We start from the raw sequence: 15,118 nt of genomic DNA on the forward strand, positions 1-15,118 counted from the left end.
AGAAGACCCCTTTCTGGAGGCAGTCATGACAGCGCAGCCGCGGCGGGCATCCGCTCCGCCCACCGCGTACGCCCGGTGGTCCCGCGGCCAGGGCATCGACATCGTCCCCGGCTTCCACATCCCCGACCTCCGGGAGGTCCCGCTCAAACCCTGGGCTCGGACCGGCGGTCACGGCTGCTTCATCCACCATGACGCCAGCGACCGGAGCAACGACTGCTATGTCTGCCGCATCCCGCCCGGGCAGCACCTCCACCCCGTGCGCCATCTGCACGAGGTGATGATCTATGCGCTCTCCGGGCGGGGCAGTACGACGGTGTGGGGGCCCGGCGGGGAGCCGCAGAGCTTCGAGTGGCAGCACGGATCGCTGTTCGCGATCCCGCTGAATGTCCGCTACCAGCATTTCAACAGCAGCGGTGAGGAGCCGGCAACCCTGCTCGCCGTGACCAACGCCCCCGTGGTCATCAACCTGTTCGACGAGGCGGGGTTCGTCTTCGACTGCCCCTACGACTTCCCGTCCCGCTTCTCCGGGGAGTCCGGCTATTTCAGTGGCGAGGGCACACTGACGGGCCGGCTGTGGGAGAGCAACTTCATCCCCGACGTACGGGACTTCCAGCTCGTCGCGTACCGCGAGCGAGGCGCGGGCGGCACGAACGTCCAGTTCAAGCTGGCCAGGAACACGATGATGGCGCATGTGTCGGAGTTCCCCGTCGGTACGTACAAGAAGGCACACCGGCACTCGCCCGGCGCCCATGTGGTGATCCTCAGCGGGACCGGTTACAGCCTGATGTGGAAGGAGGGCGAGCCGATCCGGCGGTACGACTGGGCGGAGGGCTCACTGGTCATACCGCCGGGCGAGACCTTCCACCAGCACTTCAACACCGGTGCCACGCCCGCCCGTTACCTCGCCCTGCGCCATCTCAACGCACGCCGCGACCCGGCTACCGGGCTGCCGATGTCCTCCATCAGCACCCGCCTCGGCGGCGACCAGATCGACTACGCGGACGAGGACCCGGCGGTCCGGCGGATGTACCGCGAGGCGTGCGCCGCACACGGCATCGCCTCCCGCATGGACGAGTTCCACGACTGACGAACCGCACAACGCACGAGTCGCGCGATGGAAGAGGAGTGACCGATGGCACCGTCCGGCCAGGCCCGGGAGACCTTCTACGACACCTGGATGCGCAAGGAGGGGATCCCGGTCCACCGCGGCTACGGCATCGCCGATGTCCGTACGGTGGAGCGCGCCGACTGGGCACGCACCGGGGGCCGGGCCGCGTTCGTCCATCTCCACGGCATGGAGGGCTTCACCGGTATGCAGATCGGCGAGATCGCCCCCCGCCGGTCGCTGGAGCGCCAGCAGCACCTCCACCAGCAGTTCATCACCGTACTGTCGGGGCGCGGCACGGCCGATGTCTGGCTGCCCGGGGACTCGCGCAGGACCAGCTTCGAGTGGCAGCGGGGCAGTTTCTTCGCCATCCCGCTCAACTGCGCCTACGTCCTGCACAACACCGGGTCGGAGCCCGTCGTCTATATGGCCGTCAATGACGCGCCGATGGTGCTGGACCTGTTCCACAACGAGGACTTCGTCTTCGCCAACGACTACCGCTTCACCGACCGGTTCTCTCCCGGCGAGACCGACTACTACTCCGCGGCCAGGCGGTACGAGAACTACTTCGGCGGTGTCGCCGAGACCAACTTCATCGCCGATGTCCATGAGATCGCGCTGGACTCGCTCGGGGTCAAGGGCAGTGGTGTGGACGCGACCGTCTTCGAGATGGCCGGCAACACGATCGCCGCGCACATCACCTCCTGGCCGGTGGGCCGCTACCACAAGGCACACCACCATCTCGGCGGGGCCGTTCTCTTCGGTCTGCGGTCCAGCGGCTATGTCCTGATCTGGCCGCAGGAGGCGGGCAGCCGCCCGTACGAATCGGGCAACGGTGACCGGGTGGTGCGGGTGGAGTGGGGCGAGGGCTCCGTCTACAGCCCGCCGAGCAAGTGGTTCCACCAGCACTTCAACACCGGCGCGGAGACCGCACGGCAGCTCGCCTTCCGCGGCGGTGTGAAACACCCGACGGGCATCCGCCGGGCCGGCAACCCGATCGTGGGCGGCCGTCCCGGGGTGCTCGTCAGCGTACGGGAGGGCGGCAGCCTGCTGCCGTACGAGGACGAGGACCCGCGGATACGACGCGACTACGCCAACGCCCTGACGCGGCAGGGGATTTCACCGGACATGCCCGAGGACCTCTACACGGGGACCGCCTGACCGGGAGGCGCCGCGCCGGTTCGGTGCCCGGCGCCGTCCGGCGCCGGAACGCCGCCTACCCGGGCAGCGCGCCGCTCTGTGCCGCCTTGTGGTGCCGCTCGGACAGACGGGAGCCGGACTCGCGGCGGGCGGCGCGGCGCAGGAGGGGCACCGCGAGAAGGAACCCGAGGACCGCCCAGGCGGCCAGGACCAGGGCGACCATGGGCAGTTCCCAGGAACCGGCCGCCTCGGCGGTCCGTGCCGCGTCGGGGAGCAGCGCCGAACGCAGACCCTGCGCCATCCACTTGAGCGGGAAGACCGCGGCCACCTGCTGAACCGGCACGGGCAGCGAGGTGATCGGGAACACCGTTCCGGAGGTGAACAGGAGCGCCATCGTCGGCAGCATGACCAACGCCAGCGCCTCACGGGGGTTGGGCAGTACCGCGCCCACGGCCGCGCCCAGCGGTACGACGGCGAGCAGCCCGAGCGTGGTCACCCACAGCAGCGTCAGCCAGTCGCCCGGCCCGTTGGGCAGTGGCCCGTCCACCAGCAGCGCCGCGGCCGCCAGGAGCAGGCCCAGGGTGCCGATCGCCACGACGACGATCAGGATGCACTTGGCGACGAGGTAGGCCGGTATCCCGCCGGGCGTGGCACGCAGCCGCAGCAGGGCGCCCTCCTCCCGCTCGGCCACGAGCATCTGCGGGAGGTTGATCAGTCCGACCTGGAACAGCAGATAGGCGGCGAAGCCGGCCAGCATCAGATGGGCCATCGGGGTCCGGGTGCCCGGCACGTCGTCGCTGATGTAGGCGGCGACGAGCAGCGCGACGACCACGTTGCTCAGATGGCCGGACATCTCCTTGCCGTTGTGCAGGAGGTGCCGCAGCTCGATGCCGCCGCGCTGGAGCCCGGCACGCAGACCGTTCGTCATGGGTGTCCTCCTCATGCGGCCTGTGCCTCCTTGTCCGCGTTGCTGTCCGTGCCGTCCGTCCCCCGGTTCACCATGTGCAGGTAGGTGTCCTCCAGCGTCGGGCGGCGGACCTCCAGGCCGGGGATCGGGCCGTGCGCGAGCCGGTGGAGTTCCCAGACCAACTGCGAGGGGTCCTCGGTGCGTTCGCGGCGGGACGTCCCGTCGTCGGCCGTCCAGCGGACCTCGGCCTGGGCAGCGGCCCGCCGGGCCAGTTCCGCGGGTGTGCCGCAGGCCCGGATCCGGCCGCCGACCAGCATGGCAATCCGGTCGGCGAGCCGCTCGGCCTCCACCAGGTCGTGGGTGGTGAGCAGGACGGTGACGCCTTCGTCGCGGGCCAGCCGTTCGACCAGGACATGGAACTCGTGCCGGGCCTCCGGGTCGAAGCCGGTGGTCGGCTCGTCCAGGAAGAGGAGTTCGGGACGGCCGACGATGCCGAGCGCGACGTCCAGCCGCCGGCGCTGGCCACCGGACAGCCGCTCCACCTGCCGGCCGGCGTGGTCGGTGAGGCCGACCAGGGCCAGCAGTTCGGCCGGGTCGCGCGGGTCGGGGTAGTACATGGCGAAGTGCGTCAGCAGCTCGGCGACCCGCCAGCGGCGGTGGTCGCGCCAGGACTGAAGGACCAGTCCGATCCGGCCGCGCCACGCGTCGTCGCCCAGCTCCGGGTCCGTACCGAGGACGCTCACCTGGCCGGCGGAACGCCGCCGGAAGCCCTCCAGGATTTCGACGGTGGTGGTCTTCCCCGCGCCGTTGGGTCCGAGCAGCGCGAAGACCTCGCCGCGGTGGATGTCCAGGTCGACGCCGTGGAGGACGTCGATGTCGCCGTACGTCATCGTCACGTCGCGCGCGTGGACGACCGGCTGGGTGTGCATCTGCTTCGACGTCATCAACTCGCCCCCGAGTGGTGTCGCTGTCGTGGTGGTGGTGTCTCGGCGGCCGCCGTGGGACCGGCGCCCGCCGCCTGGGGACCGGCGCCCTCGACGATCGCCCGGAGCGCCGCGACGTGCCCCTCGAAGGCGGTCCGGCCGCGGTCCGTCAGCCGTACCCTGGTCCGTCGCTTGCGGCCGCCGCCGTCCTTGTGGAGCTCCAGATAGCCGGCCTCCTCCAGGGTGTGAAGCTGTTTGGAGAGCGCGGAGTCGCTGAGCGAGAGGCTGTCGCGGACGAACGCGAAGTCCGCCCACTCGGTGGCGGCGAGCAGCGCGACCACCGACAGCCGGGTGGCGGGGTGGATCAGCTCGTCGAAGCCGGCGGGCACGCTCATCGGTCCGCCCCCGCGCCCGCGGTCCGGGTGCCGCGGCCCCGCGCCGACCCGGCCGCCCAGCGGCTCGTCGGCCCGACGAACAGCACGAACACCGTCGCCGAGACCGTGGCCTGGATCAGACTGGCGGCCATCGGCTCCAGCGGATCGACCAGATGGCCGGACAGCAGGGTCGTCCCGCCGGTCACCACCGCCCCCGCGACGAAGGTGCCGAACATCCGCCAGGTGCAGTGCGTGTGGTGCAGGCGCACCCGGCTCCGCCGGTTGTGGCGCACGGTCAGCACGCTCAGCAGCGCGACGTACACGGCCATGACCAGCCCCACGCCCCACCAGGGCAGGTCCAGGCCGAGGCCGGCCAGGAACAGCCACATCAGCACGGCCGTGGCCCAGGTGGTGCCCGAGCCGCCCGCGGCGGACCGCTCGACCTCGTCGTACACCCGCTCCTGCGGCACTCGGATGCGCTGCAGGTCCCTCCATGCCTGTTCGGCACTGACCGACGTACTCACGTCGCTCGCCCTCCCGTCCCCGCTTCACTTGCCCATGAGGAAAGTTATCCTTGACTTTCCACATAGGCAAGTCGGCAGCTCACCGGCACCGGACGGGACAGGACAGGACAGGGAGAGCGACAGGACGGGGACGGGGCCGGGGCCGGGGACGGGGCCGAAGTTCCAGGGAGGGGCATCGACTAGTGGGACATCCCGTGGGACGGCTCGGGCGACGCCGTGGGCGCGGGCTCGTGCTTCGCCGGCCGCGGATCCGCCATGACGGGATCGACGGCGTTCCCGACCCCGTACGCGACACCGAAGGCCGCCGCGAGCATGGCGGCGAAGGCGGTGATCCTCAGCGCGGTGTTCATGGACCTCGCGGTGTTCATGGACCTCTCCTCTGGTCGTCCGGCGGGACTCTCCCGAGGATATACCCCCATGGGGTACTCGCACGACCGGGTCCGCTCCACTCGCGCCACTCCCCCGCAAGGAGTAGGACGGAGACGGCGGGCGGCACGGAGGAGTGGTCCGGGATGCAGATCGTCGTCGATCTCAATCGCTGTCAGAGTTACGCACAATGCGCGTTTCTCGCCCCGCAGGTGTTCGAACTGCATGGCGAGGAGGCCCTCATGTACACCCCGACCGCCCCCGACGACCAGCGTGAACGGGTCCTCCGCGCGGCGACGGCCTGTCCGGTGCAGGCCATCCTCGTCGGGGAGCGCGCGGGCACCGGAGGGCGGACCGGCGCCGGGGAGCGAGCGGGCGCCGGTGTCCGGTGAGCGGCTCGACGGCCGGATCGTCATCGTGGGCGCCTCCCTGGCCGGGCTGCGCGCCGCCGAAGCGCTGCGCGCGGAAGGCTTCACCGGTTCGCTGACCCTGGTCGGGGAGGAGCCCGATCCTCCGTACGACCGTCCGCCGTTGTCCAAACAGGTGCTGCTCGGACGGGTGGGCGCACGGGATGTCGGGCTGCCGTCCCGCCGCGAGGTGGACGCGGACTGGCGGCTCGGGGTGCGTGCCGTCGGTCTGGACGGGATCGGGAGGCGGGTGCTCCTCGCCGACGGGGAGCCGCTGCCGTACGACCGGCTGCTGATCGCCACCGGGACGCGGGCCCGCCCCTGGCCGCACCCCGACGAGGCCGCGCTCGACGGCGTACTGACCCTCCGTACCACCGACGACGCGAGCCGCCTCGTCGAGCGGCTCGACGCCGGGCCGCGCCGGGTCCTGGTGATCGGCGCCGGATTCACCGGCTCCGAGATCGCCTCGGCCTGCCGCGAGCGCGGACTTGAGGTGACGGTCGCCGAGCGCGGCCCTGCCCCGCTGGTCGGTGCGCTCGGCGGCGCACTCGGCTCGCTCGCCGCGGCCCTTCAGCGCAATCACGGAGTCGATCTGCGCTGCGGCGTGACGGTAACCGCTCTCAGGGGGAACGGCGGCCGGCTCACCGGCGCCGAGTTCTCCGACGGCAGCCGGATCGAGGCCGATGTCGCCGTGGTCGCCCTGGGGGCCGTCCGCAACACCGAGTGGCTGGCGGAGGCCGGGCTGGCCGCGGGCCCGCGGGGGGTGGCCTGCGACGCCGGGTGCCGTGCCTTCGACATGTACGGGATCGTCACCGACAACATCTTCGTGGCGGGCGATGTGGCCCGCTTCCCGCATCCGCTCTTCGAGTACCAGATGCTGTCCCTCGAACACTGGGGCAACGCGGTCGCCCAGGCAGAGGTGGCCGCTCACAACATGGTCAGCCCGGGGCCGTGCAGACGCCCGCATCTGACGGTGCCGGTCTTCTGGTCCAGTCAGTTCGGCCTGAACATCAAGTCCGTCGGTGTGCCGACCTTCTCGGACCAAGTGCTCATCGCCCAGGGCTCGTTGCGCGAGCGCAGGCTGGTCGCCGTCTACGGCTACCGGGGCCGGATCACCGCCGCGGTCAGTGTGAACCGGGCCAAGTGGCTGGAGCACTACCAGCGGCTGATCGAGACGGCGGCACCGTTTCCCCCCGCGCCGGGCGCCGCCGACCGGCCCGTACCGTCCGAGCCCGTACCGTCCGACGTACCGCCCCCTCAGTTGCTGTCGCACGGTCCGACCGTGGCCCTCACCGGCCATTTCCCGGACCGCCGGCTGACGCTGGTGCGGCACGACTGACCTCGGCCGGTGTCGCCCGCTCCCCCGCTGTCCGCAGACTTCCCCGCCGTCCGCCCTCGATCGAGGAGGCCCCGCTCATGCAACCGGAAACCCTGTTCCGGCGGATCACCGACTACACGAACCGCGCCAACCCCTATCCGCTCTACGCCGAGCTGCGCGAGAGCGGTGTGGCGCGGCAGGACGACGGCAGCTATCTGGTGGGTACGTACCACGAGATCGCCGCCCTGCTGCACGATCCGCGGATCAGCTCGGATCCGCACAACCGCACCAATCCCGAGGAGGAACTGCTCAGGAGGGGCGATCCGCCGGCCTTCATCGGGCTCGACGACCCCGAGCACGACCGGCTCCGCCGGATCACCATGCGGCCCTTCGGCCCGCCCCACTCCCCGCGCCGCATCGACGACCTGCGCGCGGACATCACGCGGATCACCGAGGACCTGATCGCCACGTTCCGGAACAAGGACCGGGTCGATGTCGTCGAGGACTTCTCCTATCCGCTCCCGGTCACCGTGATCTGCCGGATGCTGGGCGTGCCCCAGGAGGACATGCCGCGGCTCCGCGAGTGGACGAACGCGGTCATCGCCAGTTTCGACTTCGGCACCGTGAACGACCAGGAGCACAAGGAACGCCTCCATGAGGGCATGGAGGCGCGAGCCGCGATGGCCGACTATCTGGGCGATCTGTCCGACACCCGGCGCGGCCGTCCCTCGGACGACATCCTCTCCGCCCTGGTCAATGACGCCGGTCCCGAAGGCCGCCTGACCAGGCCCGAGTTGATGACGACGGCGACACTGCTGCTGATCGCCGGGCACGAGACGACGGTCAATCTGATCAGCAACGGTGTGCTGACGTTTCTGCGCAAGCCGGACGCGCTGCGGCTGCTGCGCGACAAGCCCGAGCTGATGCCCAAGGCCGTGGAGGAGCTGCTGCGTTACGAACCGCCCGTCCAGATGCTGCCGCAGCGCACCCCGCTGACCGATATCGAGGTCACGGACGTCACCATCCCCAAGGGTGCGCCGCTGATCCTGATGCTCGCGTCCGGCAACCGCGACCCGCTGCGCTTCGACGACCCCGACCGCTTCGACCCGACGCGGGAGGACAACCAGCACTTCGGCTTCGGCAGCGGTGTGCACACGTGTTTCGGTGCCCCGCTGGCCCGGGTCGAGGCACAGATCGCGCTCAGCTCGCTCCTGCCGTATCTGGAGGACTTCCGGCTGGTGGAGGACCCGCCGCCGTACCGGCGCAGCCCGCTGCTGCGCGGGCCCCGGCATCTGCTGATCGAACGCGGGTGAGCGCTCAGGGATCCGGCGCGCCGGTCCGCGTTCCGGGGAGCACGCGAGGGAGTACGCCGGGGCGCGCGCCCGGAAGCACCCCGGGGAATCCGTCCGTGCACCAGGACCCGCCCTCGGGTGTCACCGCGAACCCCTCGTAGCCGTCCAGGGACTGGAGCCAGTCCCTGGCCATGTCCCCCATGGCGAAGGCCGCGGTCGCGTACGCGTCGGTCGTGGTGAGCCCGGTGCCCACCACGGTGACGGACGCGTGGCCCCGCGCGGGAACGCCCCGGTGGGGGTTGAGGATATGGGCGCCGCGCTCGGCGCAGCCCGAGGTGGCGACGGCCAGATCGCGGCCGGTGACCACCACGCACAGCTCACCGGCGCGCAGCGGGTGCGCGATGCCGACGCGCCAGGGGGACGCCGGGCGCCGCCTCACCGCGCAGTTGGAGATCGCCGCCGCCGTTGACACAGGTGTTGCGGGCGCCCGCCTCGTACAGGATCCGCGAGGCACGTTCGACGGACCAGCCCTTGACCAGACCGGAGGGGTCGAGGGTGCCGCCCGCGAGATGGCTGAACCAGCCACCGCTCGCCCGTACCGCGCTCTTGCAGAGGGCGAGGACCTCCCGTACCTCCTCGCAGCACTCGGCGAGCAGGAGTTCGCCGCGCGCGAGGCGGCTGATGGTGCTGTCGGGGCGGTAGGTGGAGAACACCTCGTCGACATGGCGCAGCCAGGCCACCGCCTCGGCCAGCGCGGCTTCGATGGCGGGGGTGCACGGGTCACGGATGTCGAACGAGAAGACGGTGCCCATCACATGCTCCACATGGCTCGTCGCGCGCTCCGCACGGCCCGGTCCGCGCGGCGGGCCGAGGTCAGCCACCGGCCCTGTCCAACGCGCTCTGCAGGGACCGGACATAGCCCTGGCTGGTGTAACTGGCGCCGGAGACCGCGTCGATGTGCGCGCTGCCCGCGCTGAGCGCCTCCTGTGTCAGACGGGGTACGGCGTCGGCGGTGACGCGCCGGCTGTGACCGTCGCCGGACGGTGCCTGAAGGACCTTCACACCCGTCAGACGCCCCGCCCCGACCGTGATGGAGACCTGCACCGTGCCGTATTGGGTGTCCACGGGATCACCTGTGTAGGTGCCGGTGCCCGCGGCCGGACTCGCCGCCGGACCAGGCCCGGACGGTACGGTCCCGCTCGGCGCCGGTACGGGCACGGACACGGGCGCCCGGTCGGCGAGTGCGGTGGTGTGGTGCGGCTTGAGGGCGAGCAGTACGACGACGAGCGTGCTGGTCGACGCGGTGGCGAGGACGGCTCTGCGCACAGTGGATCTCCTCGGGACTCTCTGCACGATCCGGTTCGGAATCGACACAATCGGTCTCAGACTGGATTTTCCGTCTCAAAACGTGAACGACTCGTGGTGGATACGGCGTCGCCGTACCCCGGCCACCCGCAGGGCCCGCTTCGCGGCCTCCGCCATCCCGGGCGGCCCGCACAGATACACCTCGTGCGCGGCCAGGTCCGGTACGAGACGGGCCAAGGCGCGGGCGGTCAGGGGCGAGGAGTAGCCGCCGGGCTCACCGGCGATGTAGTGGACTACACCGCCACGGGCCGCGGCGATGGCGTCGAGTTCGCCGCGCAGCGCGAGGTCCTCGGGGCGGCGGGCCCGGTAGACCAGGGTGACCTCGCCGGGCAGGGTCTCGAACAGGGCCCGCAGCGGTGTGATCCCGGCCCCGCCCGCCAGCAGCAGTGTCTTCGGGGCCCGGCTCCGGTCCGCGGTGAACGCGCCGTACGGTCCCTCGGCCCAGACCCGGGTCCCGGGCCGCAGCCGCGCCAGCGCCGCGCTGTGGCCGCCCGCCGCCTTGACGGTGATCCGCAGATGGCCGGCGAGCGGGGGCGCGGACAGCGAGTACGGGTTGGCGGTCCACCACAGCCCGGGCGCCAGGAAGCGCCAGCGGAAGAACTGCCCCGGCCGTGCGCCCAGTTCGTCCAGCCGCTCCCCGGTGAGATGGACCGAGACGACACCCGGTGACTCATGGCGCAGGCCCGCGACCCGGATCCGGTGGCGCAGGGCCCGCCGTACCGGAACCAGGAAGCGGTACCACACGAGCAGCGCGGCCACCGTCAGATACAGCGCGTACCAAGCGGCCCTGGCGGGCCGGCTGCCGATGAACTCGGCGCCGTTGGCGAGCTGGTGGCCGAAGGCGAGAAAGACCGCGAGATAGGTGGCGAAGTGCAGATAGTGCCAGGTCTCGTAACGCATCCGGCGACGCGCGGCACGCGCCGAGACCAGCGCGGTGCCGGTCAGCAGGAGGAAGGCGGCGGTGGCCTTGAGCATCTCCGGGTAGTCGAGGACGAGTGTCCGCGTCTGGTCCACCACGCCGGAGCGCGAGACGAGGGAGTAGCCCCAGACGATCAGCAGGACATGGGCGAGGACCAGGGAGACGGTGTAACGGCCGCCCGCCGCGTGCCAGCGCGCCATCCGGTCGGTGCCGATGCTGTGGTCCAGTGCCGGTGTCCGGGCCATGAGCAGCAACAGGACCGCACACCCGTACCCGGCCAGCAGTCCGGTGATCCGGCCCGCGCCGGTCAGCCACCCCGCCGCGCCCACCACCGACTCCGTGTCGCTCCACCACAGGGCGAGGACACCGGCGGCGCCCGCCCAGATCACGGCCTGCGCCAGCGCCGGTACGGCGTCGCCCGCACGCCGCGGCCGTACCGCACGGCCGGTACCGCCACCGCCCGTACCGTGCCGGGCGTGGGTCGCGGTGGTCATGAAGTCTCCCTTCGCTGCTTCCCTGCTTCGCCTCTGAAGCACCGCGTCGCCGGATCGCCGGAGCGCCCGCATCGCCGGATCGCTCAAGCGCCGCATCGCTGAATCGCGAGCCTCGCAGCGGAACCTGTGACCGCGCTCTCAACGCCGTCGGCCCCGCCCGATTCAGAGGAAACTCAGAGCCGAAGCCCCGTCGGCGCTCCCCGTTCCCGGGGGATGCTGGACGGACGATGAACACACCGAGCCACCGACTACGCCCGCGCGCCGCCGACGGCGGTCCCGTACGGATCCTGGTCGTCGACGACGAACCCGATGTCACCGAGATCCTCGCCGGAGTGCTCTCGGGCGAGGGCTGGCACGTCGTGACCGCCGCCGACGGCGTGTCCGCGGTCTCCGCGGCCCGTACCTTCCGTCCGCATGCCGTCGTCCTGGACTGGATGCTGCCCGACATGGACGGACTGTTGGTGCTGCGCCGACTCCGTGCCGAGCTGGAGCACGTCTGCGTCCTGTTCCTGACCGCGCGCGACGCCGTCGAGGACCGGATCGCCGGGATCACCGCGGGCGGCGACGACTATGTGACCAAGCCCTTCAGCCTGGAGGAGGTGCTGGCGCGGCTGCGCGGCCTGCTGCGGCGTGCGGGCATGGCGCGCGGGCCGGGGGGCGTGGACCGGCTGGCCGTGGGCGATCTGGTGATGGACGAGGACGCCCGCGAGGTGACCAGGGGCGGTGAACTCGTCGAACTGACCCGCACGGAATTCGAACTGCTCCGGTTCCTGATGCGCAACCCCCGCCGGGTGCTCTCCAAGGCGCAGATCCTGGACCGGGTCTGGTCGTACGACTTCGGCGGTCGCGCGCATGTCGTCGAGCTGTACATCAGCTATCTGCGCAAGAAGGTCGACACGGGCAGGTCCGCGATGATCCACACCGTGCGGGGCGTGGGCTATGTACTGAAGCCGGGGGCCTGATGCGACTGTCCCCCAGTGCCGTGGCGCGGGCCCTGGTGCCCCGTACCCTCCGTGGTCAGCTCACCACCGGGCTGGTGGCGCTCCTCGCGCTGGCCTGCGCGGCGGTGGGCATCACCACCGTGCTCGCGCTCAACGGCTTTCTGATCGGCCGTCTCGACCAGCAGCTTTCCGCGTCCGACGGACGGTTCGCGGCCAGCCTGGAGCACGAGAACACCCCGGACGCCGACAACGTGCCCGATACGCGCGGCCAGTCGGAGGGTACGTTCGGCGCCCGGCTGCTGCCGGGGACGGTGACACGGGCGGCGGTCGTCCAGGAGGACTCCGACGCCTCCGTGCCGCTCGACGCCGCCGACCGGCGGGCCCTGGCGTCCGTGCCCGTCGACGCGCACGGCCACAGTGTGCGCCTGTCGCACCTGGGTCCCTACCGGCTCACCGCCGTACGCGGCGACGATCACGACGTCCTGGTCACCGGCCTGCCGCTGCGCCCCGTCGAGGACACGGTCCACCGGCTGGAGGGCGTGGAGGCGGTGGTCTTCGGCGTGGCCCTCGCCGCCACCGGCACCGCGGGGGCGCTGTGGGTACGTATGTCCCTGCGCCCGCTGCGGCTGGTCACCGCGACGGCGGCGAGCGTCGCCGAGCTGCCCCTGGCGAGCGGCGAGGTGGCCATGCCCCGGCCCGTCCCGGTCACGGCCCCGGACACCGAGGTCGGCCAGGTCGGCAACGCCGTGAACCGGATGCTCGGCCATGTCGGCGACGCGCTGGAGCGGCGCCAGGCCAGTGAAGAGCGGCTGCGCCGTTTCGCCGCCGACGCCAGCCATGAACTGCGCACCCCCGTGGCCAATATCCGCGGCCACACCGAACTCGCCCTCCGCCAGCAGGGTGCCGTCCCCACGCAGGTCCTGCGTTCCCTGGACCGTATCCAGTCCGAGTCCGTACGGATGAGCCGCCTCGTGGACGATCTGCTGCTGCTCGCCCGGATCGACGCGGGCCATGCCCTGCACCTCGGTCCGGTGGATCTGACCCGGCTGGTCCTGGACGCCACGGACGACGCGCGGGCGGCAGGCCCCGGTCACCGCTGGCTGCTGGATCTGCCGGCGCGGGCGGTCGCCGTGACGGGCGACGAGCACCGGCTGCACCAGGCCGTCGGCAACCTCCTCGCCAACGCCCGCTCGCACACACCCCCGAGCACCGAGATATCCGTACGGCTGGCCGCCGGTCCCGACGAGGTCCGGCTGACGGTGGCGGACAACGGCCCGGGGATCCCGGCGCCGCTGCTGCCCGAGGTGTTCGGCCGTTTCGTACGGGCCGACCAGGGCCGCTCGCGCAAGGACGGCGGTACGGGGCTCGGCCTGGCGATCGTACGGGCGGTGGTGACGGCGCACGGCGGAAAGGTGGAGGCGGCGAGCGGGGACGGGGGGACGGTGTTCACGCTCGTACTCCCGGCGCCACCGCGCGACACCCCGCACGACGCCCCGCGTTAGGACCCGGAGCGCCCGGTCGGCCCGGACCGCCCGGATCCGGGCGGCACCGCGGACAGCGGTTCCGCGATGTCCTCCAGCGCCCGGCGCTCCGCCGGTACCGCCAGGAACACCGCCACCAGCCCCGCCGCGCACATCAGGCCCGCACCGATCCGGAAGGCGATCGCCGTGTCGCCGACCACCCCGGACGCGGTGAGGTCCGCGAAGACCAGCGGCCCGCTGATCCCGCCCGCCGCCGTGCCCAGCGCGTAGAAGAAGGCGATCGCCATGGCTCGGGTCTCCATCGGGAAGATCTCGGAGACCGTCAGATACGCGCTGCTCGCGCCCGCCGACGCGAAGAACAGCACGACGCACCAGCAGGCGGTGAGTGTGGTGGCGGTCAGCGCGCCGGAGTCGAAGAGCCAGGCCGTGACGAAGAGCAGGATGCCCGAGAGCAGATAGGTGGAAGAGATCATGATCCGGCGGCCGACGGTGTCGAAGAGCTTGCCGAGCAGCAGCGGGCCGACGAAGTTGCCCGCGGCGATGACCGCGAAGTAGTAGCCGGTGTGCCCGGTCGGTACACCGAAGAAGGTGGTCAGGATCGTGCCGAACCCGAAGGTGATCGCGTTGTAGAGGAACGCCTGCCCGATGAAAAGCGACAGGCCGAGCACCGCCCGGCGTGGATAGCGGCGGAAGATCGTCCTGGCGATGAGGCCGAAACCGACGCTCTTGTGCTGGTGGATGGTGATCACGCGGTCCGCCGGCGGGAGTTTCCGCTGCTTCTCCTCCTCGATGCGCCGCTCGACGGAGTCGACGAGCTGCTCCGCCTCCTCGCCGTACCCGTGGATGAGCTGCCAGCGCGGGCTTTCCGGCACCTGCCGCCGTACGAGCAGAATGGCCAGGCCGAGGACGACACCGAGCGCGAAGGAGACGCGCCAGCCCACGTTCTCCGGCAGCAGCGCGGTGTTCAGCATCACGATGGACAGCAGCGAACCGCCCACCGCGCCCAGCCAGTAGCTGCCGTTAATGATCAGGTCGACCCGGCCCCGGTACGCGGACGGGATCAGCTCGTCGATGGCCGAGTTGATGGCCGCGTACTCTCCGCCGATGCCGAACCCGGTGAGAAAGCGGAAGGCGAAGAACCACGCGACATCGAAGGAGAGCGCGGTCATCGCGGTCGCCCCGAGATAGACGGCGAGGGTCACCATGAACAGCTTCTTGCGGCCGTAGCGGTCGGTGAGCCGCCCGAAGACCAGCGCGCCCGCACACGCGCCCGCCACATACAGCGCGGCGGCGACCCCGGTGACCTGCGCGGAGGTGATCGGCAGCCCGCTGCCCTCCTCGGACAGCCGGCCCGCGATATTGCCGACGATGGTGACTTCGAGGCCGTCCAGGATCCACACCGTGCCGAGCCCGACGACGATCATCCAGTGCCATCGCGACCATGGAAGCCGGTCGAGCCGCGCCGGTACGGCGGTGGTGACGGTGGGCGGCACCGGTCCGGCAGACGTCGTCATCGCCTCAGTCTGCGTCACGTGTCGGTGGCATCCCGCACGCTGTCACTC

The 15,118-nt window shown here is 71.3% G+C and carries 15 protein-coding genes and 1 pseudogene; 7 read left to right on the forward strand and 9 right to left on the reverse strand.

Annotated features, from left to right (window positions below):
- Positions 1-25: 25 nt before the first annotated feature.
- Together KQY30_RS04660 and KQY30_RS04665 are read left to right on the forward strand one after the other, a co-directional pair.
- Complete coding sequence (locus tag KQY30_RS04660) at positions 26-1,087, forward strand: cupin domain-containing protein (RefSeq protein WP_217305684.1); 1,062 nt, start codon at positions 26-28, stop codon at positions 1,085-1,087.
- Positions 1,088-1,132: 45 nt separating this feature from the next.
- On the forward strand, positions 1,133-2,266 hold the full coding sequence (locus KQY30_RS04665) for a hypothetical protein (RefSeq protein WP_217305685.1): 1,134 nt from the start codon (positions 1,133-1,135) through the stop codon (positions 2,264-2,266).
- A gap of 55 nt (positions 2,267-2,321) precedes the next feature.
- Here the strand turns inward: KQY30_RS04665 and KQY30_RS04670 are convergent, their stop codons facing one another.
- The 5 genes from KQY30_RS04670 to KQY30_RS04690 all read right to left on the reverse strand — a co-directional run bounded on the left by KQY30_RS04670 (position 2,322) and on the right by KQY30_RS04690 (position 5,341).
- Positions 2,322-3,173: an ABC transporter permease gene (locus tag KQY30_RS04670; protein ID WP_217305686.1), complete on the reverse strand. Its 852-nt coding sequence runs from the start codon at positions 3,171-3,173 to the stop codon at positions 2,322-2,324.
- 11 nt (positions 3,174-3,184) lie between these two features.
- Positions 3,185-4,096: an ABC transporter ATP-binding protein gene (locus KQY30_RS04675; RefSeq protein WP_217305687.1), complete on the reverse strand. Its 912-nt coding sequence runs from the start codon at positions 4,094-4,096 to the stop codon at positions 3,185-3,187.
- On the reverse strand, positions 4,096-4,470 hold the full coding sequence (locus KQY30_RS04680; protein WP_217305688.1) for a transcriptional regulator: 375 nt from the start codon (positions 4,468-4,470) through the stop codon (positions 4,096-4,098). The genes KQY30_RS04675 and KQY30_RS04680 overlap by 1 nt, the downstream gene beginning before the upstream one ends.
- A complete protein-coding gene (locus KQY30_RS04685; RefSeq protein ID WP_217305689.1) occupies positions 4,467-4,973 on the reverse strand; it encodes a hypothetical protein in 507 nt (168 codons plus the stop codon). Before KQY30_RS04685 ends, KQY30_RS04680 begins: the two co-directional genes overlap by 4 nt.
- Before the next feature lie 179 nt (positions 4,974-5,152).
- Positions 5,153-5,341: a hypothetical protein gene (locus tag KQY30_RS04690; RefSeq protein WP_217311530.1), complete on the reverse strand. Its 189-nt coding sequence runs from the start codon at positions 5,339-5,341 to the stop codon at positions 5,153-5,155.
- 144 nt (positions 5,342-5,485) lie between these two features.
- Here KQY30_RS04690 and KQY30_RS04695 point away from each other — a divergent pair, with 144 nt between their 5' ends.
- The 3 genes from KQY30_RS04695 to KQY30_RS04705 all read left to right on the forward strand — a co-directional run bounded on the left by KQY30_RS04695 (position 5,486) and on the right by KQY30_RS04705 (position 8,377).
- Positions 5,486-5,731 carry a ferredoxin gene (locus KQY30_RS04695; RefSeq protein ID WP_217305690.1) on the forward strand — a complete coding sequence of 82 codons (246 nt, stop codon included), beginning with the start codon at positions 5,486-5,488 and terminating at the stop codon, positions 5,729-5,731.
- Complete coding sequence (locus KQY30_RS04700; RefSeq protein WP_217305691.1) at positions 5,721-7,085, forward strand: NAD(P)/FAD-dependent oxidoreductase; 1,365 nt, start codon at positions 5,721-5,723, stop codon at positions 7,083-7,085. Before KQY30_RS04695 ends, KQY30_RS04700 begins: the two co-directional genes overlap by 11 nt.
- 77 nt (positions 7,086-7,162) lie before the next feature.
- The gene (locus KQY30_RS04705; RefSeq protein WP_217305692.1) at positions 7,163-8,377 is read left to right on the forward strand and encodes a cytochrome P450; all 1,215 of its coding nucleotides are present in this window, start codon (positions 7,163-7,165) and stop codon (positions 8,375-8,377) included.
- A 4-nt stretch (positions 8,378-8,381) separates the two neighbouring features.
- Here KQY30_RS04705 and KQY30_RS04710 read toward each other — a convergent pair.
- The 3 genes and pseudogenes from KQY30_RS04710 to KQY30_RS04720 form a co-directional block, all read right to left on the reverse strand.
- A pseudogene (locus KQY30_RS04710) lies at positions 8,382-9,168 on the reverse strand (FAD:protein FMN transferase).
- A 61-nt stretch (positions 9,169-9,229) separates the two neighbouring features.
- Positions 9,230-9,682: an FMN-binding protein gene (locus KQY30_RS04715; RefSeq protein WP_217305693.1), complete on the reverse strand. Its 453-nt coding sequence runs from the start codon at positions 9,680-9,682 to the stop codon at positions 9,230-9,232.
- Between the two features lie 75 nt (positions 9,683-9,757).
- Entirely contained in the window at positions 9,758-11,134 is a 1,377-nt protein-coding gene (locus tag KQY30_RS04720; RefSeq protein ID WP_217305694.1) for a ferric reductase-like transmembrane domain-containing protein, read from the reverse strand.
- 227 nt (positions 11,135-11,361) lie between these two features.
- Between KQY30_RS04720 and KQY30_RS04725 the strand changes: the two genes are divergently transcribed.
- Together KQY30_RS04725 and KQY30_RS04730 are read left to right on the forward strand one after the other, a co-directional pair.
- Complete coding sequence (locus KQY30_RS04725) at positions 11,362-12,096, forward strand: response regulator transcription factor (RefSeq protein ID WP_217305695.1); 735 nt, start codon at positions 11,362-11,364, stop codon at positions 12,094-12,096.
- The gene (locus KQY30_RS04730; RefSeq protein ID WP_217305696.1) at positions 12,096-13,577 is read left to right on the forward strand and encodes an ATP-binding protein; all 1,482 of its coding nucleotides are present in this window, start codon (positions 12,096-12,098) and stop codon (positions 13,575-13,577) included. The genes KQY30_RS04725 and KQY30_RS04730 overlap by 1 nt, the downstream gene beginning before the upstream one ends.
- Here the strand turns inward: KQY30_RS04730 and KQY30_RS04735 are convergent.
- Positions 13,574-15,070, reverse strand: coding sequence for an MFS transporter (locus tag KQY30_RS04735; RefSeq protein WP_217305697.1), 1,497 nt, complete (start codon positions 15,068-15,070; stop codon positions 13,574-13,576). The two genes, KQY30_RS04730 and KQY30_RS04735, sit on opposite strands and share 4 nt — an antisense overlap.
- Positions 15,071-15,118 lie beyond the last annotated feature (48 nt).

It is taken from the genome of Streptomyces sp. GMY02, from assembly GCF_019056675.1.
In the GTDB taxonomy this organism is placed as follows: Bacteria; Actinomycetota; Actinomycetes; order Streptomycetales; family Streptomycetaceae; genus Streptomyces; species Streptomyces odonnellii.